Annotated in this window: 20 protein-coding genes and 1 pseudogene; 18 read left to right on the forward strand and 3 right to left on the reverse strand. The window is 34.7% G+C overall.

Annotated elements, in window-relative coordinates; translation table 11 throughout:
• Window position 1: 1 nt before the first annotated feature.
• Both GVV10_RS01740 and GVV10_RS09585 read left to right on the forward strand, forming a co-directional pair.
• Window positions 2-463, forward strand: a complete 462-nt coding sequence (locus GVV10_RS01740) for a large ribosomal subunit assembly factor BipA (protein ID WP_159518930.1) — start codon at window positions 2-4, stop codon at window positions 461-463.
• 47 nt (window positions 464-510) lie between these two features.
• A pseudogene (locus tag GVV10_RS09585) lies at window positions 511-684 on the forward strand (hypothetical protein); the annotation flags it as partial.
• A 24-nt stretch (window positions 685-708) separates the two neighbouring features.
• Here the strand turns inward: GVV10_RS09585 and GVV10_RS01745 are convergent.
• Window positions 709-1,614, reverse strand: coding sequence for an AraC family transcriptional regulator (locus tag GVV10_RS01745; RefSeq protein WP_159518932.1), 906 nt, complete (start codon window positions 1,612-1,614; stop codon window positions 709-711).
• A gap of 152 nt (window positions 1,615-1,766) precedes the next feature.
• On the opposite strand from GVV10_RS01745, the gene GVV10_RS01750 reads away from it, so the two are divergent.
• The 11 genes from GVV10_RS01750 (at window position 1,767) to GVV10_RS01800 (ending at window position 15,693) form a co-directional block, all read left to right on the forward strand.
• Entirely contained in the window at window positions 1,767-4,700 is a 2,934-nt protein-coding gene (locus tag GVV10_RS01750) for a carbohydrate binding domain-containing protein (RefSeq protein ID WP_159518934.1), read from the forward strand.
• A gap of 19 nt (window positions 4,701-4,719) precedes the next feature.
• On the forward strand, window positions 4,720-6,069 hold the full coding sequence (locus GVV10_RS01755) for a hypothetical protein (RefSeq protein WP_159518936.1): 1,350 nt from the start codon (window positions 4,720-4,722) through the stop codon (window positions 6,067-6,069).
• Window positions 6,070-6,522: 453 nt separating this feature from the next.
• Window positions 6,523-7,764 (forward strand): sugar ABC transporter substrate-binding protein, encoded by a 1,242-nt coding sequence (locus tag GVV10_RS01760; RefSeq protein WP_159518938.1) that lies wholly within the window; start codon window positions 6,523-6,525, stop codon window positions 7,762-7,764.
• A gap of 39 nt (window positions 7,765-7,803) precedes the next feature.
• On the forward strand, window positions 7,804-8,751 hold the full coding sequence (locus GVV10_RS01765) for a carbohydrate ABC transporter permease (RefSeq protein ID WP_159518940.1): 948 nt from the start codon (window positions 7,804-7,806) through the stop codon (window positions 8,749-8,751).
• A gap of 9 nt (window positions 8,752-8,760) precedes the next feature.
• Window positions 8,761-9,579, forward strand: a complete 819-nt coding sequence (locus GVV10_RS01770) for a carbohydrate ABC transporter permease (RefSeq protein ID WP_159518942.1) — start codon at window positions 8,761-8,763, stop codon at window positions 9,577-9,579.
• Between the two features lie 5 nt (window positions 9,580-9,584).
• On the forward strand, window positions 9,585-10,601 hold the full coding sequence (locus tag GVV10_RS01775) for a zinc-dependent alcohol dehydrogenase (protein ID WP_236261845.1): 1,017 nt from the start codon (window positions 9,585-9,587) through the stop codon (window positions 10,599-10,601).
• Between the two features lie 2 nt (window positions 10,602-10,603).
• Entirely contained in the window at window positions 10,604-11,626 is a 1,023-nt protein-coding gene (locus GVV10_RS01780) for an NAD-dependent epimerase/dehydratase family protein (RefSeq protein ID WP_159518944.1), read from the forward strand.
• Window positions 11,626-12,687: a dihydrodipicolinate synthase family protein gene (locus GVV10_RS01785; RefSeq protein WP_159518947.1), complete on the forward strand. Its 1,062-nt coding sequence runs from the start codon at window positions 11,626-11,628 to the stop codon at window positions 12,685-12,687. Before GVV10_RS01780 ends, GVV10_RS01785 begins: the two co-directional genes overlap by 1 nt.
• On the forward strand, window positions 12,674-13,534 hold the full coding sequence (locus GVV10_RS01790; RefSeq protein ID WP_159518949.1) for a Gfo/Idh/MocA family oxidoreductase: 861 nt from the start codon (window positions 12,674-12,676) through the stop codon (window positions 13,532-13,534). The genes GVV10_RS01785 and GVV10_RS01790 overlap by 14 nt, the downstream gene beginning before the upstream one ends.
• Window positions 13,527-14,489: a Gfo/Idh/MocA family protein gene (locus GVV10_RS01795; RefSeq protein WP_159518951.1), complete on the forward strand. Its 963-nt coding sequence runs from the start codon at window positions 13,527-13,529 to the stop codon at window positions 14,487-14,489. The genes GVV10_RS01790 and GVV10_RS01795 overlap by 8 nt, the downstream gene beginning before the upstream one ends.
• Window positions 14,482-15,693: an amidohydrolase gene (locus tag GVV10_RS01800; protein WP_159518953.1), complete on the forward strand. Its 1,212-nt coding sequence runs from the start codon at window positions 14,482-14,484 to the stop codon at window positions 15,691-15,693. The genes GVV10_RS01795 and GVV10_RS01800 overlap by 8 nt, the downstream gene beginning before the upstream one ends.
• Here the strand turns inward: GVV10_RS01800 and GVV10_RS01805 are convergent.
• Window positions 15,680-16,594: an AraC family transcriptional regulator gene (locus GVV10_RS01805; RefSeq protein ID WP_159518955.1), complete on the reverse strand. Its 915-nt coding sequence runs from the start codon at window positions 16,592-16,594 to the stop codon at window positions 15,680-15,682. The two genes, GVV10_RS01800 and GVV10_RS01805, sit on opposite strands and share 14 nt — an antisense overlap.
• Window positions 16,595-16,683: 89 nt before the next feature.
• Here GVV10_RS01805 and GVV10_RS01810 point away from each other — a divergent pair, with 89 nt between their 5' ends.
• Window positions 16,684-18,006 carry a family 4 glycosyl hydrolase gene (locus GVV10_RS01810; RefSeq protein WP_159518958.1) on the forward strand — a complete coding sequence of 441 codons (1,323 nt, stop codon included), beginning with the start codon at window positions 16,684-16,686 and terminating at the stop codon, window positions 18,004-18,006.
• 2 nt (window positions 18,007-18,008) lie between these two features.
• Window positions 18,009-19,199 (forward strand): PTS transporter subunit EIIC, encoded by a 1,191-nt coding sequence (locus GVV10_RS01815; protein WP_159518960.1) that lies wholly within the window; start codon window positions 18,009-18,011, stop codon window positions 19,197-19,199.
• A gap of 6 nt (window positions 19,200-19,205) precedes the next feature.
• On the opposite strand, the gene GVV10_RS01820 is transcribed toward GVV10_RS01815, so the two are convergent.
• Window positions 19,206-19,949 carry a MurR/RpiR family transcriptional regulator gene (locus tag GVV10_RS01820; RefSeq protein WP_159518962.1) on the reverse strand — a complete coding sequence of 248 codons (744 nt, stop codon included), beginning with the start codon at window positions 19,947-19,949 and terminating at the stop codon, window positions 19,206-19,208.
• A 158-nt stretch (window positions 19,950-20,107) separates the two neighbouring features.
• Here GVV10_RS01820 and GVV10_RS01825 point away from each other — a divergent pair, with 158 nt between their 5' ends.
• The 3 genes from GVV10_RS01825 (at window position 20,108) to GVV10_RS01835 (ending at window position 23,168) form a co-directional block, all read left to right on the forward strand.
• Window positions 20,108-20,866, forward strand: coding sequence for a carbohydrate deacetylase (locus tag GVV10_RS01825; RefSeq protein WP_159518964.1), 759 nt, complete (start codon window positions 20,108-20,110; stop codon window positions 20,864-20,866).
• A gap of 267 nt (window positions 20,867-21,133) precedes the next feature.
• Window positions 21,134-22,696 (forward strand): ATP-binding cassette domain-containing protein, encoded by a 1,563-nt coding sequence (locus GVV10_RS01830; protein WP_159518966.1) that lies wholly within the window; start codon window positions 21,134-21,136, stop codon window positions 22,694-22,696.
• Window positions 22,659-23,168 (forward strand): methylated-DNA--[protein]-cysteine S-methyltransferase, encoded by a 510-nt coding sequence (locus tag GVV10_RS01835; RefSeq protein ID WP_159518968.1) that lies wholly within the window; start codon window positions 22,659-22,661, stop codon window positions 23,166-23,168. Before GVV10_RS01830 ends, GVV10_RS01835 begins: the two co-directional genes overlap by 38 nt.
• Window positions 23,169-23,213: the final 45 nt, after the last annotated feature.

Genomic DNA, 23,213 nt, shown 5'->3' on the forward strand with positions numbered 1-23,213 from the left:
AATGTTACAGTTTTCTGTTTTAGTAGAAACCATGCGTCGTGAAGGTTACGAATTTGAAGTCCCAAGACCCAATGTTGAATACCGTTTTGTTGGTGAAAAAATGGAACCGATTGAAAGGTTGGAATGCATTATCTTTATTGAATTCAATAATAACGTATCGCATGGCCTTGAAATGAGAAAAGCAGAACTTGAAAATGTGGAGTATTACGACACTTATTTAAAGCAAATTTGGTTAATGCCGAGCCAATCATTAGTTGGATTAAATGATTTAATTTTAAACCTTACAAGAGGGAAAGGAACTTTTTCTCGTCGATTCTATGATTATCTTTCTTATAAAGGTGATTTAATGAAATGCATTAACGGATCGATGATATCCAATGAAAACGGCATATCCATGTTGTATTCCATGTTTCACTTAAAGGATAGAGGCGATTTTTATCCAAGAGAAAACAATGGTCTATAAAGGAATGATTGTTGGTGTTGTCATCGAATCAATAATTAGAAGTAAATGTTATTAAAAATAAGCGTTTAAATAGTTTTAGAGGTAATGGAAGTGGTGGTAAAGAAGAAGCATTAAAAATTGATCCACCGATTCAAGTAAATTTTGAGTATTTGATTGCTTACATTAACGATGATGAATGTATAGAAATAACGCCATCAAATATTAGAGCAAGAAACAAGTAAAAAAGTTCAGGAAACTGAACTTTTTTACTTGTCTAAGTCAGCTGAAAAGTAGACTCCATTAATTTCGTGGTTAATAGCCTCCCCAAACGTACGAATACTTTTCGCTTCTTTTTTCCAAGAGATTGATAAGGCTTCTGAGGGAGTTATTCCAAATTGGTTTTTAAATGATTTAGAGAAATAAGGGACTGAATTAAAACCACAATAATTGCTAGTTTCTGATACATTCATTTTTTGTTTTATAAGTAAATTATAGGCTTGAAAACATCTAAACTTTAAAACATAATTACTGAAATTAGTTTGAGTTAATTCTGTAAATAGTCTAGATAAATAAAACTTACTGACACCAATACTTTCACTAACATCTTCCAAAGTTAATGGCTGTTGATAATTAAAATGAATATAAGTCATTGCATTTTGAACTAAATCTAATTTTGATTGTGAGTTTTCGATTGGAGTGTCAGCGACTAATTGGTTTCTGAATAGAGTAATTAGAATGGTATTACATAATGCTTTAATCGCAAGTTCATAGTGATTTTTTAATTCCTTTATTTCATATGCTACAAGCTCCATTAGCCGTATGAGTTCAGGATCTTGATTGATACTCTTAAAGGTATTAAGTTGAGTATCAAAATCAAAAGAACGGCAAAAACTATAATCAAGAATTAAACAGTAATATTCTACTTCGTTTGTGATTGGTTTGATTGCATGAATCTCATTACTATTTATAACAACCACACTACCCTGATTTACTGTGTAAATAGTTTGATCGAGATTTACTTCAATGGTACCTTCTATAACTAAAAGTAATTCTAGATTAGCGTGCCAATGGGGAAGGATATGTGAATAGCCTCTCACGAGTCGATCGTTATGAAAAATGATTGGAATATGAGGATTATCAAATGTATGAAGTTCATAAATTATTTTAGCCAAAATAATCACCCCTATCTGCACCAAGTATATCATAGGAAATTTTATAAATGAGAAAAATATTGCTATTTGATTAAACTGTTTTGTCGGAATTAAAGAAAATGATGAAAACGCTATCAAGGTGTGATAAATTTAGGGCAAAAGGAGGAAAAGTCATGAAGAAAATGATTTGTTTAGTTTTGGTTTGTATGCTCTTATCAACAGGGATTACTATAAAAGCGGAAGAAACTAATTTGTTAAGAAATCCTAGTTTTGAGGATGGGTTGCTAGGTTGGACTAAAGAACCTGTTAAACCATTAGAAGGTACAAATGTAGAAATACAAACGGATATCGTCTCGGATGGAAATAAGGGAATTGTCATTAATGACCAATCAAGTAAAGCATCCATTGGTTTGAAAAGTGATCGTTTTGCTATCGCAAGCGACACTCAATATAAAGTATCTGGTAAGGCTTTGGCTCATCAAAATCCAAGCAGAGTTTATATCTATTTCTTTGATAGTGAGGGTAAAACTTTGGATGCAACAACTTCATTTGCCATTAATCCTAGTTTAGAAACAATACGTGAATTAACTTTATTTTCTCAGGAAATTACAAGTCCTGAAAATGCTCATGAAGCTCAAATAATGTTGTATATAGGAGCTGGCCATACAGGAACAGCTTATTATGATGAATTATCATTTGTAGAGAAAGTAGAATCAGATCAGGTGCCAGATGTTAAGTACCATAAACCCAGATACATCAATGACCCTGTACAAACATCACTTGCTCAAGGATCAGCATTTACAAATCGAAAAGGCGATGTTTATCAATTTTTTGGCTTGTCAGGGTTACCTGTTCGTTTTACAGCATTAAATCACACAAAAAACACTATTGAAGCTGATATTGAAATAAAAAATGAGAATACTATTTGGGGAATAACAGTTGCTCCAAATGGTCATGTCTATTTTTCCGGTACAGAAACAGGAAACCTGTATGAATACAATATTGAAACAAAATCAATAAAAACATTGACACAATTATCTGATAATCATCGTCATGTATGGGACATTAAAGCCGATGAAAACGGCTTGTATCTTGGGACATATATGAAAGATAAACCAGGTGGAATTATTTATTATGATTTTGAAACTGAAAAATCAAGTGTGTTTGCGACTGCCCCAGAAGGGGTATCTTATGTCAGGGGGCTTGGACTTAGTGAAAGATTTGTTTATGCAGGTATTGGTGGTACTGTAGGACAGATTATGCGTGTTGATAAGAAAACAGGTGAAAAAGAAATCATAGATATAGTCATTGATAGCGTAAAAACACCGTCTATGTTTTCAGAAATAACGATTGTTGATGGAAAAATCCTTGCTTCTTCTGGTATCTTATTCGTTATTCTTGACGAGGAAACATTGGAAGTTGAAGGATACAGTCGTTTTGATGGAAAGGTAAGTGGGATTAATCCAATCGATGGTGTACACCATTATTTTAAAACAGAAGTTGGGACAATCCGCTCTTATAATATTGAAACAAAAAAATTCCAGGACATGAAAGAATTAGGACTGTTACCAACTCGTAATTTTAGAACAGCACAATGGATAAAAAATGAAAAAAATGAAGATGTAGTTGCCTTTATGACAACAAATCTTGAGGTGTTTTTCTTTAATCCTAAAACAAATGAACTTGAAGAAAAACAGAGTAACTTACCATCGAATGGTGTCATTATTCAATCAATGGAATCAGGAAATGATGGGAATATTTACATTGGTGGTTATATGTCGGGAATGTCAATCTTTGATCCAGTTCTTGAAGAAATAAAAACTTCAATTCCAACATTTCATCAGCCAGAAGGTATTGGATTTGTGGATGATGAGGTCTATTTTGGAACGTATGGTGGTGCAGTGATTTATAATTACAGTTCAAAAAATGATTTGAATTACCAAGAATTTAAAGAAGGGAATCCTGGTAAAATATTCACGATTGGCGACCAACAAGATCGACCATTTGTTATGCACGAACACGATGGATTATTGTATATTGGAACATTTCCGACATACGGAGTAACTGGTGGAGCCCTCACCATTTATAATCCTAAGACAAAAGAAAAAATTGTGAAGAGGAATATTGTCGACCAACAATCAATCACAGGCATTGATGTCGATGAAAACTATATTTATTTATCTACTAGCAACAGTGGCGGTTTGGGTGTTGATCCAAATATTAAATTACCTTCTGCAAGAGTTGCAATTTTGGATAAGCATAGTTTAGAAGTAATCAAGGAAGTAACACCAAATCTTCCGAATGACTCTAATCCTGACTTTATTGGCAGTATTAGTAAAGGTCCTGATGGAAAATTATGGGCAGCAACTGTTAAAGATGCGCTGATATTCTCAATGGATTCGAAGACACTAGAAGTGGAAAAAACGATTAAAACATCGCCAGGTACACAACATACCCCTGGATTTAGACCTTATTACATAAAGTGGGGAATTGATAATAAACTTTACACAAGTGCTGGTAAGCAACTGAGCGTTATAGATATTGAAAAACAAACTGTAAAAAAACTAGTTAGTGGAATTGTTACAAACTTTGCAATTGATGATATCGGAAATATTTTCTACAACATTGGTTCGGAAATGTATAAACTAACAATTATTCATAATGAATTAAATATGGACATAACTGACAAAAAAATAAAGCTTGGTGAAGTAATGAAAGTGGATTATAGATTGAGTAATCATTATATGGATAATGAACTCATTAACAATAATTTGATAACGATTAAATCATCAGATGAATTAATTATGAATTCAAATCTAGAAGCACTTGCAGTAGGACGTGTAAAAATACAAGCGTGTTTTGAGGATTTATGCAGTGATGAGATAACGATAGAAGTTAGCGATACTAAAGAAGAAAAAGAACCAGAAGTTAACCCAACCGAAGATAATTCAGAGCAAGAAGATAAACCAGAGCAGGATAAGGGAATTGCAGAATCCGACAAGGAACTACCAAAAACTGGAATGAACTACTCACTTTACCCTATATTTTTGGTTATTACTGGATCACTCTTACTTGCAATCAACTCGGTTCGAAAAGAACGACATTAATTTGAATAAAGGAGAGCAAATGATAAAAGACTTTATTTTAAACGAAGCAAAGCGTTTGGATATTGAAATAAATGTTAGTATTAAAGCAAAAGAACTAGAATATTTCACCTATGATTTTAAAAACAATGTATTGACCATAGTCGCTGATCAGCAACGGTCAGTTCTCTATGGACTTTATGACTATCATCGTAGCAAGGCGCCTAATGCGAATAAAAAAGCAAGGTTTAATCGGCGTGGTAATATTTATGAAGTGATTAATGATGTTTCTTATCTAAAAAGCCAAATTCAGTTCGGAGCAGAATACTATCACAATGAAATATTTTTCACATTCTTTTTGTGGGATGAGGTAAAAGAAGAGTTGAAAGAAGAATTATTAAAAAGAGAGATTAACGTAACATTAGGTGGACATAGTTTACAGTTTTTACTTAAAGAATCGATTAAAGAAAAAAAACTGGAAAACGTATTTTTATTTGAAAGCGAAATTTTACAGGAAATATTAGTAAAAAAAATTATAGACTATATTAAAGAATTTAAACTAATTACAAGAATATCACTGTGGCCAGAGGATCTATCAATCGAACGACACAATGGACAAGAATTTTTTAAATCTTATCTTTCGTTTGTGAAGTACTTACAAAAAGAAATAGATCGACAAGCCTTAGGGGCGGAAGTAGAATTCATTGCTTACAATGCTGGCTTGTCTTGGGAAATGTTAGAAGTAACAAACTATGAGGAAAATTTAAAAGACGTTAACGCTTTGTTCGCCTATTGGGGCCATAATTATGGTGACTATCATGAAAAAAATTCTTTAAGGGGAATGAAAACCCTAGAAAAACTCACATCAAAATGCTCATCAACAACAGTATTGGAATATTATAGTGATTTTTTTATGCTGAGTGAGATTTATCCAAGTTTACTCAGACGAATTGAAACAGACATGAATTATTATGAAAGACTAAAATTGGAGGGCGTACTGAATTTGCATGTACCTTATTTTACGGCACATCATTTTGATCAATTCAAAGAAAAATATAATTACCAAAGAATTCACCAACTTAATAATACTGCATACAGTTATCTTGGTTTTAATCCAACATTAGCAAGCTTGCATATTGAGGAGCGAAATGTTCATTTAGAAGTTGAAGATGTTTTAGCGCCATTAACTAAATATAACACGGTACTTTTTCCCAATAGGTTGACGGATGTTAAGAATCCAGAATATCAGGCAATAATTTCGAAGGAATTAATGGAAGCAAAGACTAAGATGAAAGAAATTAAAATAGAATCACATACTTTAAAAGTATATCAAAAGTTAATAATTGAAATCCTTAGTGCATATCAGGAAAGTTGGGATACACTAATCGACTAAAAAACCAATCTGAGCAATAAAAACTAACCGAAAAGCAAGATAGTTACGAATAGACCGACAAAAGAAGATGTTAGTATGGTGAAATAAAGCAAAAAAATAAAGAAATAACGTCTATATACTAGGGTTTTAGAGGTATATGGCAAGATAGTTATAATTATTGGCAAGTTCGGTAATTTTCTAAGAGAGCAATAAAGGGTATAATGAAAGCGTATACAAGGGAGGGGCGTTTGCATTTAAATGAAAAATGTAGGAAATAAATGTAAACCTGTAGTTTATAAAACCGATTATTACCTTGTTACGTTGGATAGGATTCTATCCTAATGAGGAGTCTTGAGCTGTATTGATGATCATAAGGAGGTGCACTCAAAAAGAAGCTCAAATTGGAAACATTAGTAACTGTAATAAAGTTATGACATCGTGAAGATGCGTATAAAAATCGTAGGAGGAAAATCGATGAAAAAAGCAATAAGAAATACAATAATTGTTTTACTATCATTATTAGTACTTGCAGGATGTGGAAAAAAAGCAGAAGAAACAAATAATGAGGACGTTGAACTTACAGTATGGGTTCATCCATATGTCGGTGCGGAGAAGAAAGAAGCCATTGAAGCAGTTTATGCTAAGATGACTGAAGAATTCAAAAAAGATAATCCAAATGCAAAAATTACATTTGAAGAAATTCCATGGGCAGACCGTGAAACAAAAATCACAACAGCACTTGCAGCTAAAGAAGGACCAGACGTGTTCTACTTAATTCCTGACCAAATTTCACAATTTGCTGAAAAAGGATTATTAGCAGATCTTAATGAGCATATTACAAAAGATGATTTAAACGGATTCACAGAAACATCAGTTTCAGCCGTTACATATAAAGATAAATTATACGGATTACCAATCTTACGAGAATCACAAACATTATTCTATAATAAAGCAGTTCTTGAAGACATTGGTGGAGATGTAAATAACTTACCAACAACTTGGGATGAGTTTAACGAGTTAGGTAAAAAAGCAGTTGCTAAAGGATACTATGCACGTACTTATGAAGGTGGAAATACATTAAACACCTCACTATACCCATTAGTATGGCAAGCAGGTGGAGATATTGTTAACGATAAAAACGAAATCTCAATCAATAATGAAAAATCAGTAAAAGCATTTGAACAAATTAACGAATGGTATAAAGATGGATTAATTGCAAAAGATTCAATCACATCAGATGACCAAGGATCAATGTTCTTAGAAGGAAAAATCTTAGCAACATGGTCAGCAAACAATATGATTAACTTGGCAAAAGAAAATGATGTCGAAGTTTTAATTGGTTCACCATTAAAACAAGAAGTTGAAGTAACTTATGGAACAACAGGAGCATTTGTTGTTGCAAGCACATCAACAAACCAAGCAAAAGCAGCAGAATTTGTTAAAGTTATGACAAACGAAGACAATATGCGTGAATTTAACACAGTTACAGGGCACATTCCAGCACGTGAAGCAGCAATGGATATTCTAAAAGACAATCCAGCAATGCTCCAAATGGCTGAATTAACAAAGATTGCTAAACCAGGTGTTATTAACTCTGAAGCACGTGTATTTATGCCAGATGTTCAAGCAGCAGTTCAAGCAATGTTGGAGGGTAAATTAACACCTCAACAAGCAGCAGATAAAGCAGCAGAAGATATTCAATCATACTTAAAATAATTGAGTTTTAGTTTAAAATTTAGAATGTGAGGGTTTAACATGGAAGAAATTAAACAAACAATTGAAACCAAGAAAAGCCCACAAGAACTGAGTATATTTCAAAGAGTGCTTCGTCATTTCAAGAAGCACTCTCTGATTTATTTATTTTTAGTACCAATACTAATTCATTTCTCAGTTTTCTATGTGTGGCCAATTATATTTAGTTTTATTATTACATTTACAGACTATCAAATTGTTGGAAGTCCCAAGTTTATTGCGTTTGACAACTGGAAACGATTTTTCAATGATGCGAATGCGTGGAGATCAATTTGGAATACATTCAAATTCTCCTTGTACTACATTGTGCCAACGATGGCATTAGGATTGTTCTTCGCAGTTCTAATTCAATCATTGAAACGTAAATGGGCGACGCTATTCAAGGGGATATTCTTTCTTCCTGTTGTAACCTCATTTGTCGTTATTTCTGGTATCTGGGCATGGATGTTTAAAGGGAACAGCTCAGGTTTTATTAATCAACTTTTATCGATATTTGGAATTGAAGAACAATTGTTCTTATCGAGTTCAACCCAAGCACTGTTTGTCTTAGCGGGTTTATCGGTCTTTAAAGTTGTTGGAAATACAATGATCTATTATTATGCAGGCTTACAAGGTATTCCAGATGATGTCTATGAAGCTGCAGAAATTGATGGCTCAGGTCGATTTAGAACATTTTTCAAAATCACCATGCCATTGCTATTGCCAATTCATTTATATGTCGCAATAACAACCACAATTGGTTCGTTCCAGATTTTTGATTCTGCTTATTTATTAACAAATGGTGGACCAAATTATGCAACAAATACAATTGTATTCTATATGTACCAACAAGGATTTAATGCATTCAACTTTGGTTATGCGAGTGTGTTAGCCTATGTACTATTCTTCTTTATCTTTATTATATCAATGATACAAAAACGCTACCTTGGAAAACAGGTAGACTATAATTAGGAGGAAATTATGAGCGAAAAAACAGCGAAGATAATTCGCAATATTATATTAGTTATATTTGGTATCTCGTTTCTAGTTCCTTTCATAATTATGATTACTGGAGCATTTATTGATGCGAAAATACCGGTAGGAAGTCCGTTTTTATGGTTAAAAACACATGAGATTACACTCAACAACTTCCGCCACATATTTAAGTATTCACAAATCTTAAGATGGTTAGTCAACTCGATCATAATTTCGGTAATACCAACAGTATTACAAATGTTCTTTGCAGCTATTTTAGGGTATGTATTTGCAAGAAAAGACTTTTTTGGAAAAGAAATATTATTCTGGAGCATGATGGCGGTTGTTATGGTGCCAACGCAAGTCTTGATTATTCCACGATACATTATGTTTAGTGGCTTTAATCTTGTGAACAAGCGTGCAGCATTAATTCTGCCGGCAGTCTGGTCGATTATGGGGGTATTCTTAGTCAAACAGTTTATGGCACAATTACCAAAATCATTGGAAGAATCGGCCAAAATTGATGGCGCAAGTGATATGAAAATATTCTTCTCAATTATGTTACCCTTATCCAAACCAGTTATCGCTACAGTTGGAACGTTTGCATTCATTTCAGCATGGAATGATTTCTTAACGCCTTTAATTTTCACAACAAGTAGTGAGATGTATCCAATTACGGTTGGATTAGCATCACTGTTGACTAAAGAAGGAAACTTTGGAATTGAGATGGCAGGCGCATTATTATCCTTTATTCCAACATTCCTAATATTCTTGTTCTTCCAAAAATACTTTACTAAAGGAATTGCATTTACGGGGGTTAAATAATAAATATGAAATATATTGGAGCACAAAATGGTCGTATCGATGTATATAACGATGATAAACCAGAAGTAAAAGAGAATTATGTTTTAGTTAAAGTTGTTTACTCGGCTGTGAGTCCTGGTACTGAAGGGACCATGAGCAGTCAATCTAAAGACGATATTGTTCGTTTAGGTTATTCTGCAGCAGGGATTGCTGAAGAAGTTGGGGAAGGTGTTGAGGGCATTAAGGTTGGTGACAAAGTTGCAGTCTATGGTGCACCCTATGTCGGTCATCGCTCATACTTGAGTGTGCCTAAAACATTAGTAGCGAAAGTTCCTGAATCAGTTTCGTTAAGTGATGCTTCTTTAGCAGGGCTTGGAGCGATTGCGATTCATGGATTACGTCAAGGAGAACTGCAATTTGGTGAGATTTGTGTTGTGGTTGGCTTAGGAATTTATGGTCAACTCATTGCTCAAATTGCTCATAATGCAGGAATGGTTGTCTTAGCGCTTAATCGTTCACAAAGTCGTGCTGATCTTTTAGCAGATGTCTCAGGCTTGAAAACATACTCAGATGAGGCAGAACTAGAAAAAGATTTAGATATCCTTAGTGATGGAAAAGGCGCAGATGCAGTCTTCTTGTGTGCAGGATCTGGCGCAAGTTACTTAACAGATAAAAGTTTGGATTGGTTAAAAGATAAAGGGAAGTCCGTGATTGTTGGGGATATACAACCTCACTATACTCGAGAAAAAATGTTTGCGAAAGAGATTGATATTCGTATTTCTAGAGCGGGTGGACCGGGTCGTTACCAAACATCCTATGAACGGGATGCCGTTGATTATCCGTATGGATTTGTCCGTTGGACAGAAGGTAGAAATACAGCAGAATTTATTCGCTTACTAGAACAAAAGAGAATTAGTGTCAAAGAATATTACGATACACCAAGTTCATATGCTGACTTTGAAAAAGTTTATGAAGAACTTTCACAAAGAGGTTGTGAGTACTTGACGCATTGCTTCACTTATGACGATGAACAGGGGAGTTAAAAATGAATACAATACTAGAAAACATTGAAAAACAAATGAATACAGCATCCTCAATTTTGGTTGAAGATGTAAAAAAAATAGACGGGGATATTATAATTTTAGGTGTAAGTGGTAAAATCGGTTATAACTTATCAGCGTTATTAATGGATGCATTAAAGAAAGCTGGTAAGGATACAACGGTTTACGGAGTTGCTCGATTCTCAGGTGGTCCAGAGTCACGACAAGATCTTGAAGACCTTGGTGTAAAGACCATCGTAGCAGATTTCATGAATGATGAAGAACTTGGATCATTGCCAAAGGTAAAAAATGTTATTTACATGGTTGGTTATAAGTTTGGAAGTACTGGTAATGAATCGTATACATGGGCATTGAACAGTTATTTACCAGGACGTGTTGCTGAACATTATAAAGACTCAAGAATTGTTGCCTTCTCAACGGGGTGTGTTTATCCGCTTGTTGATGTTAAAGATGCAGCACCTTCTGAAGAATTTATGCCAGATGCTATTGGGGAGTATGCACAATCTTGTCTAGGACGAGAAAGAATCTTTGAACATTTTTCAAAGACAAACAATACAGAGATGTTAATTTATCGATTAAATTATGCCATTGATGTTCGTTATGGTGTTCTTGTTGAATTAGGAACCGCAGTTTATGAGGGACGTCCTGTTGATGTTACGATGGGACAAGTTAATGTCATTTGGCAACCTGATGCAAGTGAGATGGCAATTCGTAGCTTATTACACTGTACATCACCTGCAAACATCATGAATATCACAGGACCTGAAACTTTATCAGTTCGTTGGATTTCAGAACGATTTGCAGAAGTTATGGATAAAGAAATTGAATTTGTTGGTGAAGAAGCCACAACAGCATTGTTGAATAATGCTTCAAAATCTCATGAGATTTTTGGTTATCCTCAAACAACAATTCGCGAGATGATTGATATTGTTGCGACATGGATTATGGAAAATGGTGCAATGATTGATAAACCAACTCACTTCCAAGAAAGAGAAGGAAAGTATTAATGATTGAAAATAAACGTGAGATTTTACGTAAGGGAACAGTCATCCCAGCTCATCCTTTAGCACTTAATGAGGATCGTAGTCTTGATGAATTAAATCAAAGAGCTTTAACTCACTATTACATCGATGCTGGAGTAGGGGGGTTAGCGGTGGGAGTTCATACCACACAATTTGAGATTCGCGATCCTGAATTTAACCTGTACGACGATGTGTTAAGAATGGCAAGTGAAGAAGTTGTTAAACGTGATGTTGAAAAAGAATTAATCATGATTGCAGGTTTAGCAGGGCCAACAGAACAAGCATGCAATGAAGCAAGGATTGCTAAAAAATATAATTATGATTCAGTCTTATTGAGTATGGGTCATCTTCCTGATTATTCAGAAGAAGAATTGTTGGATCGTGCTCGTAAAGTTGCAGAAATCATGCCAGTGTTTGGTTTTTATCTTCAACCTTCAGCGGGGGGGCGAATTCTTTCTTTTGATTTTTGGAAAGAATTTATGCAAATTGAAAATGTTATTGCTGTCAAAATTGCACCGTTTAACCGTTACCAATCCATTGATGTGATGAATGCAGTTCTTTTATCACCACGATGGAAAGATATTACGGTTTATACAGGAAATGATGACAACATTGTTGCTGATTTATTGACAGAATATAGCCTTGTTGTTGATGGGGAACTTCGACAAAAACAAATTGTTGGTGGATTATTAGGTCACTGGTCAGTCTGGACTCAAAAAGCTGTTGAATTATTTGAAGATATTCAAGCTTATCGTGATGGCCAAGGGTCAGCCCATGAATTGTTGAAACGCGGTACCCACGTTACTGATACCAATGCAGCATTCTTTGATGTACGTAATAATTTTAAAGGATGTATTGCAGGAATTAATGAAGTGCTTGCACGTCAAGGTCTTTTAAAAGGAAACTGGTGTTTATTAGACAAAGAACGTCTTAGTGCAGATCAAAGTGAATACATTGATTTAGTGTATGAACGTTATCCGGAACTGAATGATGATCAATTTGTTAAAGAAAATCTTGAAAAATGGCGAGGATATGCAAGTAAATAAGAAGATTTCAATAGGAATAATCGGTGCCGATACGACTCACGTATCGGCATTTGTTGAAGCATTGACATTGAATCCGGAGTATTCCCAAGTCTTTGAAGTCTTGGGGATATATGATGATGCCTTAACCCAGAATAGTTTTTTTATTCAACGAAAAGATGCAATAAAAACAAAATTAAAAGAGCTTGGTTTTGAGTGCACACAGGATGATAGTTTTTTGAAAAAATGTGATGGATTGCTTATTTTAACGGGTGATGCTTCTGTTCATTTAAAGCTATTTAAAATGTATGCTCATCAGAATCAAGCGGTTTTTATCGATAAACCAGCCACCTATGATCGTGCATCCTATCAAACGATGGTTGACTATGCAACTAAGCATGATATAGCAATGTTTAGTTCATCCGCGATGCGATTTGCACAGTTTGTTCAAAAGGCAAAAGAACAGGTACAAACTCATTCAAGTGTTGTTGTGAGGGGACCTTTGTCATTTATCGAAGGAATACCAGATTATCATTGGTATGGCATTCATTTACTTGAAATGTTGGATGAAGTTGTAGAGGGTCCATTAAGAATCAAAAGCTTTTCTATGTCAGACACCAAAGAGCGAATTATCTTTCACGATGAGACGAAACACTTGGAAATCGTAGGGATAAAAGTTGGTAATCCAAACTTTGAGGTCTTTGTCGATGATGTTAGCTACGAATTGAAGGATACCTTGTATGTATCGTTATTAAAAGAGATTACGACATTTATTCAAACAAAAGAAAGTCCGGTTAAGACAACTGGAAAAATAATGAATTTATTAGAGGAAATTAATCTGTGGAAAAGCGAGGCGAGCAAAAATGATTAAGGTTGGATTTATTGGTTGTGGAAAGATTTTTTATAAACATTGTCTCGCGTTGGAAAAAGTTGAGGGTGTTAAAATTGTTGCGATGAGTGATTGTAATTTCAATAAAGCGAAAGTTGCGACCTCACTTCATGGTGGTGTTGCTTATAGTAGTTATGCTGAGATGTTAAAACAAGAAAAGATTGATGTGGTTCATGTATGTACACCGACAAAGACTCATTATGAGATTAGTTCGTATTGTTTAGAACATGGAATATCAGTGATCGTTGAGAGTCCACTTGAATTTGATGCTGTAAAATCACTCAAAATCATGCAGAAGGCTCAAGAAAATGATGTAAATATTTATGTTGTTAATCCTTATGAGCATATTGAATCTCATATAAAATTGATGAGAACGATGGAAGAAGGAATTCTTGGTGAAATTCTAGGGGGACGGTTGATTTTGTCTTGGAAAAAAGATAGTCAACAAATGCCTGGAGTGATGAGTCATTCGATGTTTCAAATCCTTGATTATGTTAATCAGTGTATTGAACTTGAGATCAAGGATGTGAATTTTATGGCTGATCGTCGGTTTGGTGAAGTCTATGATGTATTGGATGGTATAATTCGCTATAAGAACGATTCTGTGCTAGCTGTATGGGCTAATTCTTATGCTTCAATGGATTATCCTATGCAGCTTGAAATTGAGTGTGAGAAAGGCTTAATTAAGCTTGTTGGTAACGAATTAGAAATTAACCGACATGATCATATGATTTGTCGTGAAAACTATTCCCTTCAAGATTATATTAATCAAGATATCGGAATAAGTAATCCCCTCCATCTTGCTTATATCCATGCTCTTGAAGACTTCTATCACAACTATGAATCGTATGAATTTTCAGATAAACACCTCATCAAAACTCAAATGCTTGTCGCTAATATTCAGTCATCACTTAATCATGGTGATTATTATGAATAATTTAACTCAATGGATCGAATCTCAAAGTCTGCGGCATCTTGAAAAAATTACGCAGTTAAGTGATACGATTTGGTCTTTAAAAGAAGTGAAATTTGAAACACAAGAATCTGCTAAACTAATGGCAAATACTCTAGAAGAGCAAGGTTTTTCCATTGAATTTGGTGTTGCAGGACTTCAAAGTGCTTTTGTCGCAAGCTATGGTGAGTTTGGTCCAACTGTTGGATTTTTAGCTGAATATGATGCCTTAGAAGGTGTTGGACATGCTTGTGGTCATAATTTACTGGGTTCAGGGTCCACATTAGCGGCCATTCTTTGCAAAGAATATCAACAAGAAACACACAAACCATTCCAAATAAAACTCTTTGGCTGTCCAGCGGAAGAAAGTGGTTATGGGAAATCAATTATGGCTGCAGCAGGGGTCTTTGATGATGTTGATATTATGTTAACATGGCATCCCAATAATTTTACTCAAATTTGGGCAGATGAAACACTCGCTGTTCGACAAGCTGAATTTGAATTTAAAGGAATTGCGAGTCATGCAGCAGGGGCCCCTGAATTGGGTCGATCAGCCCTTGATGCGTGTGAGTTAATGAATGTCGGGGTCAATTATCTAAGAGAACATGTTTTGCCAAGCGTCAGAATGCATTATGCATACTTAGATGCAGGGGGTCCTTCTGCTAATGTTGTGCAAGAAACAGCAAAGCTGTATTATTTTATCCGAGATGAGACCTTAGCAGGAGTCAATGAGGTCTTAGAAAGAGTTGAAAAGATTGCTCAAGGGGCAGCCTTAATGACTGAAACCACCTTAGATATTCACTATGATGGACTGTGTAAAAGTTATCATGCGAATCAAGAACTCTCAAAGCTGTTACATGAATCATTAGTAGCGTTAGGACCCATTGATTATGGGGATCAAAGTTCGGACTATGATTCCAAAATATTAGAGCCTATCTTTGAGCAAAAAGGCATGGTTTCAACCGATGTTGGCGATGTGAGTTGGATCACACCAACAGCCCAAGCCTTCATCGCTTGTGAGCCCATAAAATACCCAATGCACTCCATACAATGGACTGAAAATGGCACAACGAAAATTGCACATTTAGGCATAAAAAAAGCAGGAGAAGCACTCGCTCTCACTGCTATAAAAGTTATGAATGATTCATCATTGCTCGAGTCAATCCAAGCTTCATTTAAAGGGGAATAGGTTCCTGTTGCCCATTTGAGGCAATAAAAACAGAACGTTGTGTTGGTGTTGTATTGCTCTCATGAGCAACTTTAATCCCTTCTTGTTTAAAATGATGGATTTTAGAAGGTGGAAAACCAAATTGAGCTTTGAAGCATTTGGTAAAATATGCTGTTGAATTAAACCCACACAATTCGCCACATTCCGCAACACTAATATCAGACTCAGCTAAGAGTTGATGGGCATGATTACAACGGACTTGAATAATATAATTATTCACCGTAATACCTGTGATTTCTTTGAATATACGACAGAAATAATATTTACTAATCCCAACTTCTTGACTGATTTCATCAAGACTTAAATCACGTTGAAAATTATGATGAATATATTCAATTGACTGTTTAATTACAGACATTCGGTTAGATTTTGAACGGCTTGGTTCTCTTTTTTCAATTAATTGATTGCGATAAAGAAGAATCAACATGGTATTACATAAAGCCCGTACAGCCTTTTGGTAATGAGGTTTAGATTGATGACATTCATTCGCAATAATTTGAAAAATATTACGCATCTCAGGATCGCGTGTAAGGTTATGGAACCGACAATTAATCGTATCAAAATTTAATGAACGACAGAAATTGGAGTCCATAATCAAACAAAAATAAACGACTTCGTCGCTATAGCTTTCAATACTGTGGATTGAGTTCGAATTAATTATCACAATTTCACCACGGTTAGCGATGACTTTCTCATCATCAATTGAAACCAATGCTTTACCCGAAACAATGTATAAAAGCTCAATGTTTGCATGCCAGTGAGGCAGAATTTCAGATTGATGCTTACTGAGAGAATTAAAGTGAAAAATAATTGGATAACTAGGATTATCAAAATAATGTAATTCATAATGTAACTGTTTCATAGATACCCCCTATGTGATCTCTTTTCTATTTTAGTATAGGAGTGTTCACATAAAAGGTCAAGTAAACGCTTACACAAGGAGGAAAAGAAATGAAAAAAGATTTAATAATTTGTATTGCAGGTGCTGGTAGCACCTATACCCCAGGAATTATTCAAAGCATTTTGAGTCGTTATGAACAATTTCCAGTTAGTGAAATAAGACTCTATGATGTATCACAGAAACGAAATCATCGAACCTATGTGATTGTGGAATATTTAACGCAACGATTGAATCAATCGATTAAGCTCGTAGAAACAACAGACCCAGAACTTGCCTTCACTGGCGTTGATTATATTTTCTCTCAAATTCGTGCGGGTGGCTTAAAAATGAGAGAACTAGATGAAAAGATTCCGCTTAAACATGGACTTGTTGGTCAAGAGACATGTGGTGTAGGTGGCTTTGCTTATGGAATGCGCTCAATGGTCCAATTTTTAGATTTAGTCAAGGACTGCATCACCTATGCACCCGATGCATGGATTCTAAACTATACCAATCCAGAAACGATTATATCTGAAGCGGTTCGTCGTCAATTTCCATCTGCTAAAATTATCAATGCCTGTGACATGGCCATTAGTATTAGTAAAACAATTGCTGATATTTATGACTATGATCATGATGGATGGGTTCCGACTTATTATGGCTTGAACCACTTTGGTTGGTTTACTGAAGTTTATGATAAAAACTTAGATAAGGATGTTCTTCCTGAGATTATCAAACGAGCTCAACAAGAAGGTGTTTGGCTTAATGAAGGAGATGATAGTTGGAAAGAAACGTATGTTAATTTGGGTCGAATGATTCAATACTTTCCAGATAGTATTCCCAACAACTATCTTGAGTATTATTTAATGGGCGATGAGAAAGTTGCGAAAGCAGATCCAAGTTATACTCGTGCTAATTACGTCATGGATAATCGTGATAATTATATGGAAAACTTTTATCAAGCAATTCTTACAGGATCGAAAAAAGACCTTGAGGCTTATTCAATGGAGAATGAGATTCATGGTCAATATATTACAGATATTGCTATTTCATTGCATTGTGATCTTAACCAACGTTTTAATCTCATTGTTCCAAACAAAGGGGCAATTCCAAATTTAAGATCGGATGCAGTCGTGGAGGTTCCTGCTTATGTCAGTGCCAAAGGTGTAGAACCCATTGCCTTACGACATGAGATATCGGATTTCCATAAAGGGTTGATGGAAGCACAGGTCGCTTCAGAGAAGTTATGGGTGGATGCATTCTTTGAACAATCGTATCTTAAAGCACTTCAAGCCTTTACATTGAATCAAACGGTGCCTTCAATGTTAGTAGCCAAAAAAGTTCTTGATGATCTAATTGAAGCCAATAAAGGCTATTGGCCTGAACTGAAATAGGAATGGACAACCACGCTGAAAAATTGCTGGCACCATTATTAAAAAGTCAAGATAATGCTCTTTTAAAAGCCTATCATAAGGCACATGGAAACCTGTTAATGGGATTAATTTTAATCTCATTAACAAGTTTATTATCACAAGGAGTTACGCGAGTTTTGGGACATGATTTTGGAATGATAACACTCCTTCAAACTGTCTATCGTTATCTCAATGTGTTTTCGCTAATCTTAATTGCATATGAATTAGCAAGTAACTCTGACACATCTCCTTATAATTCAGTGCTCTTATCACTATTTATCTTCTTTTTAAGCATCAATGCATTCGATAAGATCGATGCCCACTCAGTTCTAGCCTATCCATTTGTTATGATAGCACCCTTGATATCTCAAGGATTGATTCAAATTATGACGTTTATAATTGAGAAAATCATACCCCAAGAATCAAAAAAGTTCCCAGATAAAATCAATTCACTTATCAGCGAATTGCTGGTGTTTATGATTAGTGTTTTACTTGTTTTTGTTCTTGTTCATATGTTTAAGTATCAGTTTGTAGTGCTCATATCTTTGTATCTTGATGTTGCTTCATCAATTTTTAACCTTTACCAAAGTGTGTGGGTGTTTTTAATCATTTTATTTTTACTGAATTACATCTGGTATTATGGCTTTCATGGTGATCAAGTCTTATCACTGTGGTTTGAACCGATGCTTATTATTTTTACAATGTTTAATCTTGGAAAATGGCTTGGTATTGCAGATCATACCTATATTATTAATGCATCGTTCTATACTGCATTTTCAGGTGTAACAGGGTCAGGGATTACGGGAGCAATCATCGTTAACCTCATCTTGAAAAAGAAAAAGAATCTTGCAATTGTGAAAAGTTCAATGGTCCCAGCCATTTTCAATATCAATGAAACAGTCATGTTTGGGTTACCAATCGTTGGCAATAAAATATTTAAAGTGCCGTTTCTATTGGCGCCAATCATTGCTGGGAGTCTTGCATACTTGGCAACAAGTGTTGGGTTGATGAAACCTTACATGTTGGCAGTTCCTTGGTATTTTCCGATTGGATTAAAAAGCTTAATTGCTACAGGGGGCCATTTACCCAGTGTGTTAATTGAGTTGGGAATATTTTTAACAATTGTATTGCTTTACTTACCAGCAACACTAAAATACATAAGAGAGCTTGATTAAGCTCTCTTATTTCATGGTGTCCAAATATGAGAAGACGAAGTAGTCTAACAATGCTTTCAAGGTTAAGCCAGGCCAAGGCATGATGCTGCTATGAATACTGTCATCATTAAAATAAAAACGAAGTTTAGATGCTTGTGCAATTTCATTCAAACCATACGAGGTTAAAGAGACGGTGGTAACACCTTTCAGAGTTAAGTATTGAATGATTTCAGCAACGGATTCTGTGTTGCCACTCAATGAACAAACAATCACCAAAGAATTAGGTTCAATACTTTTCGCAATCCGGTCAAAATCTTGCAACGCTTGAATATTAATGAATGGCTTATGGTAGGTAAACATATCATTGCTAAATAACTCCAGCATTTTTGCTTGTTTCCATCCAGTACCAAAAACATACCGTTGTGAGGATTCGTTGATCGATAAAAATAGTTCCTCTAAACTTTCGTTGTTGACACCATCAAGTGTAATGCGTATATTTTCGACAATGACTTGTTTGTAATCGATCGTGTGTGCAGTTTTTTCTTGTTTATTTTCTTGGATCATGGCGTATTTAAACTCACTATACCCATCAAAACCCAATTTCTTAATCAAACGATAAACCGTTGCATTCGAAGAATTACTCATTTTAGAAAACTCTTCGATTGTTAATGAATCAAACTGTAAATCTTCCTTCAACATATAGTTTAGAATATGTAAATCACTATCCGTTAAACGATCATAATATGTGTTAACTCTTTCTCTTAAAGTCATTCTGACACCTTTTTTCACAAAGTGAAAAAACACCCTTTCTTTTGATAATTATACATCATTTCCAATAACTATGGTCGACAAATTGTCTCTATGGTATAAGTAAAGTGTAGGAAATAAAATAAATTGTTCATGAGAAAAACAATAAAAGGAGTAATACTATGGGAAAAGTAATCATTAATGCCGATGATTTCGGCTACAGTCGTGGAATAAATTATGCAATAGTTGATAGTCATCAACTCGGAATTTTAACGTCAACAACAATCATGGCAGGAATGCCAGGATTTGAACATGCTGTCGAACTGTCAAAGAGCAATCCTAACTTAGGAATTGGCGTACACTTAACATTGACTTGCGGCTATCCATTATTGAAAGATCACAAAACAATTATTGACTCATCAGGAAGATTTAAAAATTTAGCTTTTTTCACTCAAGAGAATGATTATGATCTTGAAGAAGTGTATAGAGAATGGGAAGCACAGATTGAGAAAGTCATCGCTGCAGGAATTAATCCTAGTCACCTGGATTCGCACCACCACACACACAGCTTTCCAAAACAACAAGCTATTGTTGTAAAGTTAGCAAGAAAATATAATCTTCCAGTCAGAAATAATTTGTCATTACCATCAGATATCGTGAAAGTAAATCGATTTGAACCACTATTTGATACTGTTGCGATTGAAAGTGAAGAGGCTCTAAAAGTATATTTAGCAAATGTTAAAAACGATATTGAACATTGGGGAACTGTCGAAATTATGGTTCATCCAGGATACCTTGATTCTGATGTTTATCAAGGATCCAGTTTAACCGAAAATCGAAGTTATGTTGCTGATTTTCTGATGAATTCAACGTTTGCTAAAACGCTAAAAAAGAGCAAGGTTATCAAGCTGATTTCTTATCATGAGTTATCGGATCGATAAGAACCTTATGAATTGTTAAAGGTTATTATCTTTTATTATTCATAAAAAGGTGTATAATTAAAAATAGAGGTGATTAGCTGAAATGAAATTACAATCTATATAGCAAGTAAAGACCGTAAATCAAATCATAATGTATAATTTGTATTTTTAGGTCGCCGTATAGATAAAATGATCAGCCAAATCAAGACAAAGAGTTTGCATCATTTTTGCAAACTTTTTATTTTACCAAACATCACTATCTGTATTAAGCGACCTCTAGGAGGAAAAATGTTTAATATAAAGAATTTAAATATAAGTCGGAACAATCAATCACTTTCATTAGTGAAAAACTTCAGTTTTACCTTTGCTGATCAAGACAAAGTCGCTCTTGTTGGCGAGGAAGGGACAGGAAAGTCTAGTTTAATTAAAGCGATGGTTTTTAAAGATAGTTTAGACTATGCAAGTGTAAAATTTGACGAAATGTCAGATTCTTTAGTTGTTGGATACGTCCCACAATTATTGAGCTATCAAGGAAGTGTAGATGACATGTTTTATAAGAATGTTGACTGGGAATTTTTTGATTATGCACTGTTTAATGAATTACTCAACGACTTTGGACTTGTTGATTTAGATATTGACAAGCGACCTTATGAAGTCTTGTCAGGTGGAGAGAAAGTCAAGTTAAAAATCATTCAAGAACTCATGAAACAACCTGATATTTTACTTTTGGATGAACCAACCAATGATTTAGATATGAAAAGTATTGAAGCACTGGAAAAACATTTAAAAGCAGTAAATTATCCAGTTGTCATCTCATCTCATGATCGAAGTTTTATTGAAAATGTTGCGAATACGATCATTCATTTTGAACAAGTGAAACGACGAACAGAAAGTTATCAGACAATTTATCGAATGACTTACTCGGATTTCATTGAAGAACGACACTATCGAATGACTAAGCAAGCCAGTCAACATACAAAAGAAACTGAAGAATTTGATAAAGCTATGGAACGATTTGAATCAATTCATGATCGAGTCCATCATAGTTTAAAAACGGCAACGCGACAAGATCCCCAAGCAGCAAAAAATCTTAAAGATAAAATGAGAACTGTAAAATCAATGGAAAAACGATTACAACGTCAACAAGATACAATTACAAGCCGACCAGAGTTTGATAAGCCAATCGATTTCCAATTAAACAATAAAGGATCGATTCACACCACAAGAAAAGTGTTAGATATTTCCATAAAACCGTTAAAAATAAAGGACAAGGTATTGAGTAAAGGCGTTGAATTACAGCTTTATGGTCCTGAAAAAATTGCCATTATTGGTGAAAATGGAATTGATAAAAGCACATTACTTTATGCAATCAAGGAGTCTTTAGAAAGTAGCGGGTTGAACGTTGCATGGATGCCTCAAAGTTATTCAGAGGTCATGGATGTAAAGAAAAATTCAATTGAACAACTTGCTGATATAAAAGATAAAGAAGCAGTAACGAAGGCAAGAACTTTTTTGGGGAGTTTGAATTTTACAGCGGAGGAAATGCTTGTTCCTTTTTCTGAACTTTCTGGGGGACAAAAAGCAAAGTTATACTTTGGTAAGATGGCTTTAGATTCATCTGATGTATTGTTACTTGATGAACCCAGTCGTAATATATCTCCGCTTTCACTCGAAAGCCTTGAAACAGCATTGAAAAATTATACAGGAGCTGTGATTATGGTCAGCCATGATCGACAACTCATCGCCCATGTTGCCGATAAAATATACGAACTTGATGTTGAAGGATTACATTTAAAGGAGACGTTAAATGACAATGAAAAAAAATCTACATTTATACTCACAGATAATTAATACGGATGTTGCTGTGTTGTATGCATTGAGCGATAACTCACATTTATATTTACTTTGTTTTATAGACGAAAAAGAGAAAAAACTGAAGACACTAAGACAGTATTTTACTGTGGAGATAAGTGAACAACCCACCAGCATTCATCGAAACCTTGAAAAACAAATGAATGAATATTTCTTGGGAAATAGAGTTGAGTTTGATGTTCCGCTTAAATTATGGGGAACTGATTTTCAAAAAAAAGTGTGGAAGCAACTGATCAACATCCCCTATGGTACAACCATTAGTTATGAAGCTTTAGCTCATCAGATTGGTCATGACAAAGCCTACAGAGCAGTGGGAAGTGCAAATGGTAAGAACAATCATGTTATTTTAATTCCATGTCACAGAGTTATTGCAAAGGGTGGAAAATTAGGTGGTTATACTGGAGGGCTCCATATCAAGGAAAGATTGTTAGCCGTTGAAAATATTGAATAACAGTCAATATTTGTTGTCAAACGATAAATAAACATTGACAAACAG

The sequence above is a fragment of the Erysipelothrix urinaevulpis genome, from assembly GCF_009828835.1.
GTDB lineage: Bacteria > Bacillota_I > Bacilli_A > Erysipelotrichales > Erysipelotrichaceae > Erysipelothrix > Erysipelothrix urinaevulpis.